Origin of the sequence: Steroidobacter flavus (assembly GCF_042651805.1) — a bacterium.
GTDB classification, from domain to species: domain Bacteria; phylum Pseudomonadota; class Gammaproteobacteria; order Steroidobacterales; family Steroidobacteraceae; genus Steroidobacter; species Steroidobacter flavus.
In genome coordinates, this window is the sequence record NZ_JBHSDU010000002.1 from 117,718 (window position 1) to 134,157 (window position 16,440).

Below are 16,440 nucleotides of genomic sequence, written 5' to 3' on the forward strand. Positions count from 1 at the left end.
TTGCAACGTCAAAACTTGCTGCTTAAGTGCCGTATCGCGCCTCGCTTTCGTACTCTTCGTTGATGTTGGCCGCCTGCGATGTCCGCGTCTGCGGACGCTGCCGACCGATACTCGTGGGCTGGTGCGGTATCGAGAAATAAGAGACCGTCGCCGCGAGTCGCTCCGACTGCTCATGCATCATCTTGCTGGCCGCCGCGATTTCCTCAGTCCCCGCCGCGTTTTGCTGAGTAATGTGATCCAGCTGCGAGACCGAATCGTTCAGCTGCGACACGCCTGAAGCCTGCTGGGAATTCGCACTCGCGATTTCCTCGACGACGCCGGCAACACGTCGCACGCTTTCGACGATCTGTTGTAACTGCTCGCCAGACATGGACACGAGCTGCGAGCCGGCGCGGACCTTCTCCACGCTGTCGCCAATGAGTTGTTTGATCTCTTTCGCCGCGTCAGCACTGCGCTGAGCGAGGCTGCGAACTTCGCCGGCGACCACCGCGAATCCACGGCCCATCTCGCCAGCGCGGGCGGCTTCGACCGCGGCGTTCAAGGCGAGCAGGTTGGTCTGGAAGGCGATCTCATCGATGACCGAGATGATGTCGGCGATGCGGCGGCTGGAATCGTTGATGGCCGACATCGCACCGACTGCGGATGTCACAACTTTGCCGCCGGCTGTCGCCACTTCGCTGGCGCTGCGAGCCAGGTTGCTGGCATTGGTCGCGCTGCTGGCGTTCGCCTTGATGGCGGCAGTCATCTCCTCGATGGCCGCTGCTGTTTCCTCCAGCGAGCTGGCCTGCCCCTGCGTTCGCTGTGAGAGCTGATCGTTGTTCTCTGCCAGCTCGGCCGCCGTCGAGCGCACTTTGCCCGCGCCCGCATGCACCTCGCCGATGATTTCGCAGAGCTTGCTGTCCATGCGGCTCAGCTCATGCAGCAGCTCCGCCACTTCGTCGCGACTGTTGATGGTGAAGTCATGCCCGAGCTTGCCGTCCGCGACACTGCGCGCCAGCTGCACCGCCGAGCGAACCGGGCGGACGATGCCTCGGGTGATGGCGATCGACAGACTGGCCGCGAACAACAGGGAAGCGACGGTCAGGCCAACCAGCGTGGTCATGACCGAATCGCTATGACCTTTCATGAGGGCGTCGACCTTGCCCGCTTCCTTATTGGCCCCGCCCACAATTTCGAGAACGAGCGCGTCGACTTGATGAACGGACTGTTTGTATTTGCTCATCGCCGCGTTGGCTTCCGCAGTGGTCTTCAGCGAGCCTGACTGAATTTCCGCCAGCGTGTTCCGGAAGCCGGCCGCATATGCTTCCAGCTCTTTCTCGAGCTGGTTCAACGGTGCCCGAGTTTCGTCACTCGCCAGCGCAAGAGCTTCGCTGCGCGCCTGCTGTGCATCTCGCAGAGACTGTTCCCACTTGCCTCGATACTCCTGCACCTTGCCCGCTGTTTCGATATTGATGAATACATCTTTCTCGAAGCGGCGCAGCTGCAAGACATCGACCCGCAGCTCGGTCGCCAGCTGCGCGAGCTTCAGCTCGCCATTCATCGTCTGGTCGGCCACCGCGACGATACTTCTCGTCCCCAGCCCACCGACGGTGGCGGCAATCACCATGAGCACGCAAACGACGCCAAAGGCGAACTGCAGGCGTGCGCGGATGGTCAGGTTTTTGAGCATCACAAATCTCCGGGGCAAAACACTCCCTGACCGGTGGATCGACCCTATCGCTATGCATCGTTAGATGCTGAACGCCGATTCCTCCTTGGTCTTATGAAGTCGGCGTGAGGGATGCCTAAGTAGTGCGCTGCGACAGTCAGAGATCGCTGCACGCCAGCGCGGTGGTCACTAATATTTGTTAGCTCCAGTCGGCCATGAAGCCGATACCGCGACGCTTGGGTTCTCGTGGCTTCATGAGCTGGCGAATGGCCTTGACCATTTCGACGATCACCTCGTCCTGTTTAGCGAACTTGCGCGTTACACGAGCTTCCAGCGCATCGAGACGCTTCGCGAGTTCTTTGTTCGAGGCTAGGAGAGTGCGCAGCTGTACGAAAGCGCGTACGACATAGATGCTCATCTCTATGGCACGTTTGCTGTTCAAGATCGAGGCAGCCATGATCGCGCCGTGCTCGGTGAAGGCGAAAGGCGGCAGGCGCGGATCGCGATGTCTTTGGGAACCGGTCACAGATTGTGACCGGTTGATCGCATCGGCTTCGCCAGGCGATAGCCGAAACATGAAATCCTCTGGAAAGCGAGCGGCGTTGCGCTTGACGGCTTGATTGAGTGCTTTCGTGGTTGTGCCGTAGAGCGTTGCGATCTCACTGTCGAGCAGTACGCGGTGTCCGCGAAGAATTAGTATCGACTGTGTAATGCGCTCCACGGGTACGAGCGCCGTCTCCTTATCTTTGCTTGTTCGCGACATAGCGACGTCCTATCTTGCTGGTTGGGCCGGGACGGAAAGCCTGCAGCCTGGCGGTCGCTAGGACATGTCAATTAATTGCGATTTTCGCCAGAAATATCGCGAACACTTCGTTCCTATTCAGGGTAAGGGGTTGCGTTTCTGGTGGCGGCGATCAACCGGTCACAGATTGTGACCGGTTCCCCCTCACTCCACCGTCACCGACTTCGCCAGATTCCGCGGCTGGTCGATATTCCGATCCTTGGCGAGCGCCACGTGATAGGCGAGCAGTTGCAGAGGAATATTCAATAACAGCGGGTCCAGTTCAGGCTCGGATTTCGGGACTTCGATGACGCCGTTCACCGCGACCGGCAGGGGATCGCCGCGGTGGGTGATGGCGTAGATCGGGCCGCTGCGGGCGCGGATTTCTTCGAGGGTGGAGATGTTCTTTGGGAATAGATCGTCCCGGGGCATGATCACCACGGTCGGGGTCTCCGGGCTGATGAGGGCGAGGGGGCCGTGTTTCAGCTCGGAGGCGGGGTAGGCTTCGGCGTGAATGTAGCTGATCTCTTTCAGCTTCAGCGCGCCTTCCATCGCGACCGGATAGCCGGCGGCGCGGCCGACGAAATAGGCGCTTTCGTGGGGCGCCAGTTCTTTCGCCAGTTTCGCGATGTGCGGTTCCATCGCAAGGATCTCTTCAACCTGCGAAGGTAACGCTTCCAGCGCTTTGAGCAGGCGAGCGCCGTGGGCGGTGGACATGTCGCGGATGCGGCCGAGATGAATGGCGAGCAGCGCGAAGGCGACGGCAGTGGACGTGAAAGTCTTGGTCGACACGACCGCGATCTCAGGGCCGGAGTGCAAATAGATGCCGCGTCCGCATTCGCGTGCGATGGTGCTGCCGACGACGTTGACGATGCCCAGCACGCGGCCGCCTTTGCGTTTCACTTCTTGCACGGCTGCGAGCGTGTCGAAGGTCTCGCCGGATTGAGAGACGGCGATGTACAGCGTGTCTTGCTCGATCACAGGATTGCGATAACGAAACTCGGACGCAGGCTCCGCATGCGCCGGCACGCGAGCCAATTGCTCGATCAGATGCGCGCCGACGCAGCCGGCGATGTACGCCGAGCCGCAACCAAGAATTTTCACGCGACGGATTTCCAGCAGCTCGCGCGCCGCCATTTCCAAGCCGCCGATGTGAGTTGTCTGGAAACGCGTGTCGAGTCGACCGCTCAGCGTGCGACGGATCGACTCGGGCTGCTCGGCGATCTCCTTGCGCATGTAGTGCGAGTAGCCTTCCTTGTCGAACGATTCGTCGGTGAAGGGAATCGTCGAAGGTTTCTTGGCGGTGGCGCCGCCATCGAGCGTCGATGTCTCGAAGCCGTCGGCGCGGACCACGGCGACTTCGCCGTCGTCCAGATGCACGACGCTTTGCGTGTGTCGCACGAGCGCGGAAGGATCGGAGGCAACAAACATTTCACGGTCGCCGATGCCGAGCACGACCGGGCTGCCATTGCGGGCGACCACAATCGTTTCGGGCCGCTCGGCGTCGATAACAGCGAGTCCGTAAGTGCCAGTGATGAGGCGCAGCGCGCCGCGAACCCGGCCTTCCAGGGTGTCGGCAGGCATGGCGGCAATGAGATGGGCCAGCACTTCGGAATCGGTATCCGATCGAAAGGTCACGCCGCTGGCCTGAAGCTTCGAACGAAGCTGCGCGGCATTCTCCACGATGCCGTTGTGAACGATGGCGAAGCGGTCGCTGGTATCGGTGTGTGGATGCGCGTTCCGATCGCTCGGTTCGCCGTGCGTTGCCCAGCGGGTGTGGGCTATGCCTGTTGTTCCTTTCAGTCGCTCAGGCAACGAGCGCTCGAGGTCGCGCACTTTGCCCTTGCTCTTGAAGACCGTGAGCTTCTCGTTGCGTGCGCAGGCGATGCCTGCCGAGTCGTAGCCGCGATATTCGAGCCGTCGCAGGCCTTCAACGAGAATCGGCGCCGCCTCGCGCTTGCCGATATAACCGACGATGCCGCACATGAGTAAACCTTCCGAAGCGAATCAACCGTAAATGATTCTGCGGATCTGCCGCTCGCTGTACTCCGGTGCGCGAAAACGTCGTCCGGCCAGCTCGTCGCTGATCTGCAGATAAATCGCACGGTTCGACAGGCCCTGCGATTGCAGGGCGAGATGGCGGCGGCGGACGAAGTCCTCGGGCACTTCGCTCATGAAGGCCAGAACTTCGTTGACCAGCCGGGCCGCTTCTTGGGGTGTCAGGCGGCTGGAGCGGGCCAGATAGTCGACCAACTCGCTCATGTCGTCCTGCGCCCCCTTCGAATCCGATGCGGAGGCGAAGTCTGCCGACTCGTGCGTCATTTCCCAACAATCCTGCCCGATATCGGGCAAGGATAACGCTATTTCTGGAACAGGACGAGGTGCTGCAGGGGCAGGGTGCGGACGGTCTTCTGATGCCGGAAACCGGCGGCGGTCAGCTCCCGGACGATCTGTCGCTCGGTCATCTTGTGGACCGGCTTGATCATGACGGCCGGATCTTCGGCGCGATATTCGATGAGTGCGACCCGGCCGCCCGGCTTCAGCGCCTCACGCACTTTGGTCATGACTTCAAAAGGAAACTCCAGCTCGTGATACACGTCCACCATGAACAACAGGTCGACGCTGTTCGGCTCGAGATTGGGATCGCTGGGTGTGCCGAGCACGGTGGTGACATTCTTGATGCCGTCCCGTTTGGCGCGCTCGGAAATAATCCTAAGCATCCGCGGCTCGACATCGATTGCGAACACCGAGCCTCGCTCGCCCACCAAGGGCGCAATTCGAAAGCTGTAATAACCGGAGCCGGCGCCGAGATCGGCGATGGTCTGTCCGGGCTTGATTTCCAGCGCGTCAATGGTCAGCTGCGGCCGCTCTTCAACTTCACGTTCCGGCCGTTCCAGCCAGGGCACGCCGCCTGGGCCCATGACGTGGGCGATCTCACGGCCGAGATAGAACTTGCCGATGCCATCGGGATCGTGTTCGGCGCGAGTCTCGTAAGGAGGAGCGGCGCAAGCCAGAGCCCCGCTGAACAACAACAGGACTGCCAGCAGCGATCGCATCAGGCGTCGTTGCGGCTCAAATACAAATAAATGTAGCTGGTCAGGAACAGCACGCAGATGCTGCACGCGAAGATGATGCCCCAGCCGGCGGCAATGATGGCGAACACGTCCAGCGAGCCGGTCGCGCTCGCGGCCTGCGCCGTCGAGAGCGAGCCGAAGCCAGCGGCGATGGCGAACGCGGTGACGCAACTGAGCATCCATTTCATCAGATAGCCGGGCAGATAGATTCGCATACTGCGGTTGTGGCGGTAAGCGGCCGCGCGGGTCATGCGATCGCCGCGGCTGGCGTCCTTGAACAACCAGAAGGGCCACAGATAGCGAAACAGCACCAGCGACAACGGCATGTCGTCGTAATGCGAGGCGACAGCTGCACCAGAAGAGCGCGACGTCATCGTGAGTTACCCGGGCGTCAAAGGGTGAGCGGCAGTTCGGTCGCTCATGATTACAGTATCGAGGGATAGATGTCCCGCGACCAGCGATGGTTCCCGTGTGGGGGCGGGGGCTTTGAAAATCCAGCATGCTGTGGAAATACCCGCTGCACCGGAACAGCGCGCGTCGCTATTCTCCCCGCCGACCCAGGACGAGCCAGGCGGATCGCGAACCTTCGTGCTGAATCCGAACGACACCATTCAGGTCTCCCGCTTCCATCCGCGCACGCCGCCAGGGCGGCCGCTGGAAGTCGGCTGGGGCCAGGCGTTCGGGCGCTGGTTGTGGCATCTCATCGTACTGCCGGCGGAACAGGCGCGCCCCTGGCCGCAATGGGTTATTCGCTACATTCGGCCGGTCGTATTCGCGCTGGCCCGGCAATTGCGGGTGACGAATCCGAGCAGCGTGCGCTCGTGGGTCCTCAGCCTGCTGCTCGTCGATCCTCCGCGCGCATATTGGTCGAAGCCCGAGACGTATGCGGCAGATGCCAGGCGCGGTCGTCCGCCCTCGATACGTACTCTGTTACATCAGGCGGCCTATCCCTACATCATGCCGCTCGCCTGGTCGAGCTCGCAGAAGCTCGAGAGCGCGTCGCTGGCGTTGAGTCGGGCATTCTCACGCTTGCATGGGGCCGTTCGTCACGCGCTGATCGCGAGCATTGTTGTTGTATTCATCGTCGCTGCCACCACGCCATTGAGTCTGGGGCAGCAAGCAATCGTGCTGGTGGCGATGTGGGTGCTCACATTGTTGACGCGCCAGCTCACCGGGTACGGCCCCGCCATCATTCTGATGGGTGTCTCGGTACTCGCGTCGTCGCGATACATCTGGTGGCGACTGACGCAGACCACCGATCTGGATTCGCCGCTCGAGGCGTTCCTCGGCATGGGACTGCTGGCGGCGGAGTGCTACACGTGGGTCGTGCTGGTACTCGGTTATATCCAGAATGCGAGGCCGTTACGGCGCAAGCCGGCACCGCTGCCTATGGATCGCAGCAGTTGGCCGACCGTGGATGTTTTCATTCCGACGTACAACGAGCCGCTGAAAGTGGTGAAGCCCACGGTGCTCGCGGCACTCAATCTGGACTGGCCGCCGGATAAGTTGCGAGTGTATGTGCTGGACGACGGCCGTCGCGGCGAGTTCAAGGAATTCGCCGAGGCTTGCGGCGCGCAGTACATCATCCGCGGCAACAATTTTCACGCCAAGGCCGGCAATCTCAATCACGCGCTCAAGCTCACGCGAGGCGAGTTCGTCGCCATCTTCGATTGCGATCACATCCCGGTGCGCACGTTTCTAACGACCACCATGGGCTGGTTCCTGCGCGATGCGAAGTGCGCGATGCTCCAGACTCCGCATCATTTCTTTTCGCCCGATCCGTTCGAGCGCAATCTCGGCACGTTCCGTCGCGTGCCCAACGAGGGCAACTTGTTTTATGGGTTGATCCAGGACGGCAACGATCTTTGGAATGCGACGTTCTTTTGCGGTTCGTGCGCGGTGCTGCGTCGTGGACCGTTGGAGGAGGTGGGCGGCATCGCCGTTGAAACCGTCACCGAAGACGCGCACACCGCATTGAAGATGCATCGGCGCGGCTACACCACCGCGTACCTACGCCAGGTGCTCGCCGGTGGATTGGCGACGGAGAGTCTGTCGGGGCACATCGGTCAGCGCATTCGCTGGGCGCGAGGCATGGCGCAGATCTTCCGGCTGGACAATCCATTACTGGGGCGCGGACTGAGCTTTTTTCAGCGGCTGTGCTACTCCAACTCGATGCTGCATTTCTTCTCGGGCATCCCTCGGCTGATCTTTCTCACATCGCCCCTCACGTATTTGTTCTTCGAGCTGCACATTATCAATGCCTCCGCCGTGACGCTCGGCGCCTATGCGCTCCCGCATCTGGTGCAGTCGAGTATCGCGAACTCGCATCTGCAGGGACGCTTCCGCCATTCGTTCTGGAATGAAGCGTATGAAGCGGTGCTGTCCTGGTACATCGCGCTGCCGACCACGGTGGCATTGATCAATCCGCGGCTCGGCAAGTTCAATGTCACGGCCAAGGGCGGACTGATCGAGCACGATTTCTTCGACTGGCGCATCTCGGCGCCGTATCTGGTGCTGGTGTTGTTGAACATGATCGGTGCGCTGATCGCCATTCCACGGCTGCTGTTCTGGAATTCCTTTGAAGCGGCGACCGTGGTCGTGAATCTGATCTGGACGCTGTTCAATCTGACGTTGCTGGGCGCCGTGCTGGGTGTGGCTGCCGAGACGCGTCAGGTGCGCGGCGCGCATCGAGTAGTGAAGTCAATGCCCGCGATGCTGGTCGCCGCGGATGGCACTCGAATCGGGTGCGAAACCGAAGATTTCTCCATGGGAGGCTTGGGCGTTCAGCTGCTGAATCCGGGTTCCGTCAGACGCGGCGATGTGCTCACCGTCGAGCTGGTCAGCGACGATTGTGACTTCCGGTTCCCGGTCGAAGCGGCCGTCGTACGAGGCGTGCACGTCGGATTGAAGCTGCTGCCGATGTCTATCGAGGATGAAGCGCGCTATGTCCGCTGCACGTTTGCGGCGCCGGGCGCCTGGGCGGATTGGGATCGCGGCGCCGAGCCGGATCGTCCGCTGGCCAGCCTGGCTGAAGTGTTCTCGTTTGGCGCGACCGGTTATCTGCGCTTGTTCGAAAGCGTGCACAACGCGCTGGTCGCCTGGTGGCACAACGATGTACGCAAACGGGCGGTGAGCTGATGGGATTGTGGAGCGCCTATTTCTTCGCCAAGTTCGGCTTGTTCGCGCTGGGCTACATTGGCTTCAATCCCTGGTGGAATCTGGCATTCGCGATCTTCACCGCGCTGCCGCCCCAGAATCCACGCCAGCGCTTCACCAAGAATCTGATCGCGATCCCGCTCGGCATCCTGCTGCTGTATCACGATTCCTGGCTGCCGCCGTTCGCGCGCGTGCTGGAGCAAACCAATTTTCTGAAGGACTTCACGCCCGACTATTTGTGGGAGCTGGCCCAGCGCTTCATCAACTGGCGGCTGCTGCTCGGTCTGGTGGTGTTCGGGTTCGTGTATGCGTTAGCGCGTCGGAAGTTGCGGCTCAGCACGTTCGTTTTCATCGCGATCCTGATCATTCTGGTACAGCCCGAAGCGCATTTTCCGTTGGAGCCGGCGATGGCCAACGTCCCTCAGGCCGCGAGGCCGGCACAAGCCGCGGCAGTCATCGATCCGCGCAACATGCGCGCCGACGCGCTCAATACGATGCTGGCCGAGTTCTACGCGAAGGAACAGCAGCGACAAGTGCGCTTCTCGCCGCTGGCGGGCGACGATGCGCCTTACGACATCATCCTGCTGCACGTCTGCTCGCTGTCCTGGGACGATCTGGACTTCGTGCGCGACAACGAAGATCCGTTGTTACATCGCTTCAATATTGTGTTCGACCAGTTCAGTTCGGGCGCGAGCTATAGCGGTCCGGCGGCGATTCGGCTGCTGCGCGCGAACTGCGGTCAGGTCGAGCAGCGTGAGTTGTACGAGCCGCCGAAGAAGGAGTGCCTGTTGATCGACGGCCTGCAGCGCGTGGGCTTCGAGCCGCAATGGCTGATGAATCACGACGGTCACTTCGGCGATTTCTTCAGCGACGTGCGCGTGCATGGCGGCTTTCCCGCCGAGCCGTTGCCTCATACCAACGCGCCGGTCACTCAGCATGCGTTCGACGGCTCGCCGATCTACGACGACTACGCGGTGCTGTCGCGCTGGTGGAATCAGCGTCTCAGCGATGAGACGACGCGAGTCGCGCTTTACTACAACAGCATCAGCTTGCACGACGGTAATCGCGTCGACGGCGCCGGACGTACCGGGTCCACCTATGAAGCTCGCATGACGCGCTTCTCCAGTGACATTCGCCGCTTTCTCGATGACTTGCAGGCGTCGGGCCGACGAGTGGTCGTGATGTTCATTCCCGAGCATGGCGCGGCCGTGCGGGGCGATCGCCGCCAGATTCCTGGGTTACGCGAAGTGCCGACGCGTGCGATCACCCGCGTGCCGGTGGGTGTGTTGTTGGTCAATGCGAATAGCGATGCGGCGGATGTACAGCAGCGCGTGTCGTCGCCGACCAGCTATCTTGCGGTCAGTGAGTTGTTGTCGCGGTTCATCGCCGACAATCCCTTCGCGAAGCAGGATCTGCATGTGAGCTCGTACACGCAGAATCTGCCGCAGACCGATGCAGTGGCGCAGAACGAAGGAACGACGCTGCTACAGATTCGCGATACCAGCATGGTGCGCATGCCGAGCGGCGAGTGGACCGCGTGGGATGCGGGAAGGGAGTGAACTACTTGTCGTTGTACGGCTGAATCGGGCGCGGCGGCACGGCGATGCGCGTTGTCCAGGGCGCGAGCGTGTGTCGAAGATAGATCGAGAACACAGTCGGGTCGTAGTAGTCCGCGCGGTCGATATCCAATTTCATTCCGATGATCCACGTCGCTGAAAGCTGGCGCTCAACCGCGGCGTAGGCGGAGAAGCTCGTGCTGCCGCTGCTGCTGTCGCCTTGGAAGACGGCTGAGCTCACCGCGCTTCGTAACGCCGGGTCCGTCGGATAAATCGAGATGGTGTCAGTCTTGCTTTGTGAGTGAGCCACGGAGCCGCGCACGCGATAACTCCAATCCCGATATTCGCCCCACACTTCGAGCGGGAGGGTGACGCTCACATAAGACTGCGGGCTGTAATAGCCGCCGTTACCCAGCGTGTAGTTCTGCAGGTTGTGGTCGTACTGCCAGTAGTTGAGGGCCAGGCCCAGGGAAGCGTTCGCATACGGTTGAGAGAAGAACTTCCAGTCCCCGGCGGCTCGTGCACCGAGGAATTTGTTGTCCGGGATGTGCTCGCCAGTGATCTCGCTGAAACGCAGGGCACCGGCGATCGAGTAACGTTCGCGATAGAGGCCGGCGTCGGCATAAGGCCCTGTCTGCACAGCTCCGCCCCAACGTACGCCGCTGATGGGATCGCGCATCCCGCCATACGACAACACGCTGCTGCGAACGGCTCGTCGAGAGAAGCCGAGTGACATGGAAACTTCAGGAAGATCCGGCCGCCACTCCACGCCGCCGACCATGTGGTGTAACTCGAATCCGAGCGGCGTGCTGCCGATATCGGCGGCAAAGTTGTCGGTGACATAGCCGACGCCGAGGGCGACGCCATCTTGCCTGTCGTTAGTGTAGTGTCGAGCGGCGTTCGGTCCTGCGGCCCGGATTGAGCCGAAGTCCGCAGCGTCGTCGAAGTCAGCGCTCAATCTACCAGCGTCGATGCTCACTGCATCCGCCTGCATCCACACGCGTCGTTCATAGTCGACAGCGTGATGCCATAGTGAGGAGATCACTCGCGCATCGAAGCTGGAGATGCCGTCGTCTCCAGGCTTGTGGCGCATCTCGGCACCCACCGACATCCAGTTGTGCAACCGATTCTCGATTTGCTCCCGCGTCTGTCGCGCCGACAAAACAGTGGCCGCATCGCCGACGGTCTCGGCATGTTTGAAGTAATCGCGCGCGGCACCGAATGCACGCTGAGCATACTTGGCGCGTGCGGCGAGCATCGCGACGTCGGCCCGCTCCGGGGCGAGTTGAGCCAGGCGATCGGTAATCTCGGCGGTCGCTCGCTCGTCGCCGAGTTGCCATTCGCGATAGGCGATGTTGAGTTGTACGCCCAGGTCGTCGGGATTGGCGCGTGCGCGGACGTCGGATAACAGCGAGCGCGCTTGCGCAGTGTCTCCAGAGTCGATGAGCTCACGAACGACGGTCAGCTGCGCACGATCGCGCACGGCGTTCATGTCCGTGTCGCGACTTTCCGGTGGAACGGCTTCGATGGCTGCGACGGCTTGTCGAGCGTCATCGATGGTTTCCAAGTACAGGGCCTGCGCGAATCGCATCTGGGGATTCGTGGGCGCGAGTGCCGCCCCAGCGTCCATCACTTCGCGTCCTTGTTCCTTCTGGCCACGACGAGCCAGCAGGCTCGCAAGACGGTGCCGCGTCCAGGGATCGGTGGGCTGCAGCTCGATCGCTTCGGTGAGATCGCCAATAGCTGCATCTTCATTGGAAGCGGCGACAGCGACGCGTGCTCGTGCGGCCAGGGCGGTGGCTCGCAGCTCGTCTCGTTTGGCGGCGGTCCACTTGTCATCGAGCGAGCGTGCGTCGATGAGTTGCAAGGCTTGATTCGCTTCGTCGTGCGCGACGAGCCAACGAACGCGGGTTTCGAGCAACCAAGTGGACTCCGGCGCGAGGCGATTGCCGACGGTCAACAGCTCGCCCGCTTGATGCGCGAATCCGAGCGATTCCAACCGATCGGCGATACCAATCAGAGACTCGAAGTCGCCGGTGCGAAGAGACGACGCGGCTTGCAGCTGAAGTGAGGCGAGTTGCAACTGTTGAGCCGCGGTGGCCGCCCGACTGCGCGCTTCCCAGTCAGTTGCGTCAGCGAGGGCTTCAGGACTAACTGACGGCGTGGTCGCAACAGCGCGGGGAGCAGGGCGCGGTCGCGCCGCCGAGCGCTTGGCTGCTGCCTTGGCGGCGACAACCGGATGCATATTCGCAAGCGCATTCTGATAACGCGGATCTCTCGGATGTTTGGCCGCTAGCGAGCGCAGCCCGCGAAGTGCTTCGTCTTGGCCGCCGGGCGTGATCGAGAGCAGTCGGTAGTACTCAATGGCGATGGAGCCTTCCGGAGCGCCGTCAGGAAACAAACGTTGCAGCTCCTGACGCACTTCGGAACCTTTGCCCAGATCGGCCAGGCGTTGTATCGAGAGCCATTGCAGCCGATCCCGGGTCGCCAGTCGATATTGAATACTCAGGGACTGCGTCGCGGTCGACTTGGGAAAACGATCTTCCATGCGTCTTAAGACCTGATCCGCGGCTGCGAAATCCGACATGCGCAAATGGAGCTCGCCCAGCTCGAGCAGAGCCTCGGGAGCATCGGGTCGGGTCGTGACCAGCTTCTCCAGCGCCAGCCGCGCCAGATCGCCACGCTGACGCGATTCCCACAGGCGTGCGCTCTGTAGCAGCTCGTCGCCGGCGATGGAGGGTTCGGCAGCGAGGGCGCCGCGTCCGAGCAGAAGCAGACAAACGATCGTTAGTGCGGCCGATCGCATGCGGGAGTCCAGCGCACGCTCAACAGGCCCGAGCGATTGAAACGATAGCGCTGCTCCAGCCAGCCCAGCCCGAACAGCGTCAATGCGTCGCTGTAATAACTTTGATTTCCTTGTAACGAGTTGTCCGCGGCCCGCTGACGATGCGTTTGTAGCGCGGCGGTCATTCGGGCGTTGGCCAGCATGGGCAGCAGGGCCGCCGAGAACCCGGGCGGGCCATCGCCACGCATTTCGAGCGTTTGAATATCCACTGTTTCAACCGGCGTAGCGCGCTTGGCGACGCTGTCGAGGACCGGCTTGAGTGCGTTGACGATCTTGTCACGCGCTGGATCGGAGGCAGGCAACATGCCGGCCCACAAATAAACGCGGATTGCGTCGTAGCTGCCGATGCCATGAGTGCGTCGATCGGGCGTGAAACCGTTGCGAGTGAATTCGATCCAGTCGGCCGCGAATCCTTTCGGCGCCGAGCTCAAAATGATTTGCTCGGAGGAGTCGGCGATCTGGTTCCAAAGGGGGTCTTTGGTTTGCCGCTCCAGGCCGCGCAGCAGGGGCAAGGGCAAATAGCTGGGATTCAGGCGCCAGCTGTCCTCTGTCACAAAGCCAATTGGAGCCGGTAGTAACACCGTGCCGAGGCCGGGCACCGTCGCCACTTCCCGTCGCAGAATGTTTGTTGCGATCTCCGCGCCCAGGGCAGCATAGCGTGGTTCATGCCAGAGTCGCGACGCTTCGCCGAGCGTATAGGCAATCCACAGATCGGCATCGCTGGCGGAGTTGCTATCGAGCACGTGCCAGGTGCCGTTGTCGGCCCGACCCCATTTCCACGCCGGCAATATTTTCTCCAGCTGGCTGCCGGACAGATTGTTATGAGTCCAGCGCAGGATGCGGTCGAAGGCCTCGCGATCGTTGCTGACCAGCGCGAAGAACAATGCATACGACTGGCCTTCCGATGTGGTGATCTGAGCTTCGGTGCTGGCGTCAATGATCCGACCGTCGTGACTCATGTACAGCAACTTGAAACGTTGCCAGGCTGGCCAGGCGTCGCATTTCACGCCAGCGCCCAGGGCGCTGTCCGTCAGTAACAATGAAGTGCTTAGCATGAGCACCCCGAACAGCAGCCGGGCGGTCACTGCGAGCCGCTGGCGGCGAGGCGACGCGCGACGCGTCGCTGCAGTCCGCCATACAGCAGCATTGCCGCCACGACCACGACCGCCAAAGCCACGAGCGTGAACAACACCACGTGCTGCGACAGGTGGAACCACAATCGCTTCCATAACGACAGCGAGCCCACATAGTAGACCGAGTCGCCCTGGTAACTCTGTACGGTGTCTCCACGCACGATGGCCAGATCGCCGAGGATCAAAGGCACTTTGCCATCGTCTTCCAGCGCGGTCAGGAGCGCTTGGGCAGCCTGGCTGTCATTGCCCGCCAGCGCCACCACGGTCCGGTCGGAGCTCAGCGGCGATTCAAAACTGATGAATGCGCCGAGCGAGCCATTGGCGGTGAGTTGCACGTTGCCGCCGCTCGACGGCGGGCGATCGATTGCGATGGAATTGTCGAAACGCGAGGCGACCGACAGCTCCTGGAATTTGCGCTGATCGCCGTTGATGGCCAGCGCCAGATTCTGCTGCCACTCGGTCAACAGCGGCGCGGCGCCTTCGCCGCTCAAGATGAGCACGTCGGCGTTCTTGGCTTGCTTCGCTTGTTCGGCATTCAACAGCTCATAAGAAAGGGCCACCGCGCCGGTGTGACGGCCCATGCGGCCCAGCAGAAAGAACAATTGCTCCAGTGCGCTGACTTGCGTCGTATCCGAGAGCACGATGACGGTTTCAGACAAGTCGGCGAGGCGCGTGAACGGGTAGCCGGCGTTAGCAAACAACGCCAGATTGGGCATGGCGGTGTAGTGCGCGAAGCCGCTGAAATCGATGGTTGAGTCCGGGTCGATACCCTGACGGGCCTGCTCGCCCGGCACACTATCGCAGGGCTCTTTGCGTTGCGGATCGAGCGAGAAACGGAACTGCAGCTGGTTATTGCTGACCAGATGGAAGGCCGGGATGCGCAACTCCTCGCTGTGTTGAACTGTGCCGCTGTCCAGTAACGGCACGAGCACTTTGCGTGCGCCATCGTCGCCGCTTTCCGGACGCAATGGATAAGAGCGCAACAGCATCTCGTTGATGCTCACATTTAATGAGGAGCTGTCACGTTCACGCGGCGGGGTGTATCGATAACGCAGGTCCATCGGCACGCCCGGCTGATTCCACGTGAACAGATCGGGCGGCAAGCGCAGATTGATACGAATGGGTTCGGGCGCGATGCCGCCGGTCTGCAACTGTTGAGGCGCATCGACCAATTCACCGAGCTTGACCGGTCGATGAGTGCGCAACCAACGTGGCGCGTCATACGGCTCGCGTTTCGGAGACTCGATGGCGGTCACCGTGATTTGCGATCCACTCAACACCGGACTGCCGAGCACCACGCCCTCGACGGCCTGGCGAAGTTGCGCTTCGTCCTTGCCTTGAAACACCAACAGCTTCAGCGCGGGATTCCCTGGATGATCGATGATACTCACGGTCGGCGCCGACACATCGCCAAGCTGCAGATGCGCGGGCCGCGCCGAATTGGTCGCAAACACCAATGCATGCTGCTGGGGTAGGGCCGAGAACGAGACAGGAAAACGAGCGCTGCGATAGTCGGCAAGCGCGCCGAACCAGGACGCAACCACTCCGGCCGAGCGCACGATTTCCCTCGAGGGCTGCTCGGGCAGCACGATCGGCAAAGTGAGACGGCGATTGTCGCGTCGATCGAAGAACGGCGCGGGTAACAAACCCAGTTCATTACGCAGCTCGAGCGGCGTGGTTGCAAACTCCAGCTCGCTCAGCGCGCTCAAGGTGGCCCACAAGGAGGTGTGGCTCGGGTCTTCGCACTCCATCGTGTAATGACCGACGAGGTCGAAGCGCAGTTGGTTGTAGTCGCTGAAGTAACGCGGGTCGAGCACCACTTCGCGCTCGATCTCCCGTCCCGCCTGCTCGGCCGAGAGCGGTAGAGCTGCGAGTACTTGCCCGTTGAGGCTGACCCGAAGATGGGACAGTTGTGGAAGCATCGCGGGCGAGTAAGTCATACGCAGCCGCAGTTTGGCGGAGGCAATGACCTCATCGCCCCGCACGCCGATATTGAGCGTGCCGGTAGGCTGAGTGCCCCGCAGTTCCAACGGCGGCGCGCCCAGCTCGGCGAACGAGATACGTCGCGGCGCTGCTAGCGGCGGCGGCTCGCTGCCTTGTGCAGGACTGACGATGGCCAGAGCCAGCAGGCTGACCGAGGCGGCGTGTATGACTTGCCGGAGTGTGACAAACCAGTCGTTTCTAATACGCGTTATTACTGATCCGACCTCAGGCATCTACGCTCCCAAGCGCTACCGGGACTCAGTC

The 16,440-nt window shown here is 61.6% G+C and carries 11 protein-coding genes; 2 read left to right on the forward strand and 9 right to left on the reverse strand.

The genetic code is table 11. From position 1 onward, the window contains the following. Positions 1-22: 22 nt before the first annotated feature. From ACFPN2_RS04705 to ACFPN2_RS04730, 6 genes are all read right to left on the reverse strand, one after another. Complete coding sequence (locus tag ACFPN2_RS04705; protein ID WP_380595468.1) at positions 23-1,669, reverse strand: methyl-accepting chemotaxis protein; 1,647 nt, start codon at positions 1,667-1,669, stop codon at positions 23-25. A 178-nt stretch (positions 1,670-1,847) separates the two neighbouring features. After that, complete coding sequence (locus ACFPN2_RS04710) at positions 1,848-2,411, reverse strand: ORF6N domain-containing protein (protein WP_380595469.1); 564 nt, start codon at positions 2,409-2,411, stop codon at positions 1,848-1,850. Between the two features lie 183 nt (positions 2,412-2,594). Then, entirely contained in the window at positions 2,595-4,415 is a 1,821-nt protein-coding gene (gene glmS / locus ACFPN2_RS04715) for a glutamine--fructose-6-phosphate transaminase (isomerizing) (protein ID WP_380595470.1), read from the reverse strand. Between the two features lie 21 nt (positions 4,416-4,436). Continuing rightward, entirely contained in the window at positions 4,437-4,751 is a 315-nt protein-coding gene (locus tag ACFPN2_RS04720; RefSeq protein WP_380595471.1) for a hypothetical protein, read from the reverse strand. Positions 4,752-4,789: 38 nt separating this feature from the next. Then, positions 4,790-5,485 carry a class I SAM-dependent methyltransferase gene (locus ACFPN2_RS04725; RefSeq protein ID WP_380595472.1) on the reverse strand — a complete coding sequence of 232 codons (696 nt, stop codon included), beginning with the start codon at positions 5,483-5,485 and terminating at the stop codon, positions 4,790-4,792. Further along, the gene (locus ACFPN2_RS04730; protein ID WP_380595473.1) at positions 5,485-5,877 is read right to left on the reverse strand and encodes a hypothetical protein; all 393 of its coding nucleotides are present in this window, start codon (positions 5,875-5,877) and stop codon (positions 5,485-5,487) included. The genes ACFPN2_RS04725 and ACFPN2_RS04730 overlap by 1 nt, the downstream gene beginning before the upstream one ends. 214 nt (positions 5,878-6,091) lie before the next feature. On the opposite strand from ACFPN2_RS04730, the gene bcsA reads away from it, so the two are divergent. After that, positions 6,092-8,641, forward strand: coding sequence for a UDP-forming cellulose synthase catalytic subunit (bcsA, locus tag ACFPN2_RS04735; RefSeq protein WP_380595474.1), 2,550 nt, complete (start codon positions 6,092-6,094; stop codon positions 8,639-8,641). Then, entirely contained in the window at positions 8,641-10,218 is a 1,578-nt protein-coding gene (bcsG, locus tag ACFPN2_RS04740; RefSeq protein WP_380595475.1) for a cellulose biosynthesis protein BcsG, read from the forward strand. Before bcsA ends, bcsG begins: the two co-directional genes overlap by 1 nt. 1 nt (position 10,219) lies before the next feature. Here the strand turns inward: bcsG and ACFPN2_RS04745 are convergent, their stop codons facing one another. From ACFPN2_RS04745 to bcsB, 3 genes are read right to left on the reverse strand one after another with little or no spacing between them, the layout of a single operon-like run. Continuing rightward, complete coding sequence (locus tag ACFPN2_RS04745) at positions 10,220-13,021, reverse strand: cellulose synthase subunit BcsC-related outer membrane protein (protein ID WP_380595476.1); 2,802 nt, start codon at positions 13,019-13,021, stop codon at positions 10,220-10,222. Next, complete coding sequence (gene bcsZ, locus ACFPN2_RS04750; protein ID WP_380595477.1) at positions 13,003-14,115, reverse strand: cellulose synthase complex periplasmic endoglucanase BcsZ; 1,113 nt, start codon at positions 14,113-14,115, stop codon at positions 13,003-13,005. Before bcsZ ends, ACFPN2_RS04745 begins: the two co-directional genes overlap by 19 nt. A gap of 26 nt (positions 14,116-14,141) precedes the next feature. Then, positions 14,142-16,409: a cellulose biosynthesis cyclic di-GMP-binding regulatory protein BcsB gene (gene bcsB / locus ACFPN2_RS04755; RefSeq protein WP_380595478.1), complete on the reverse strand. Its 2,268-nt coding sequence runs from the start codon at positions 16,407-16,409 to the stop codon at positions 14,142-14,144. Positions 16,410-16,440: the final 31 nt, after the last annotated feature.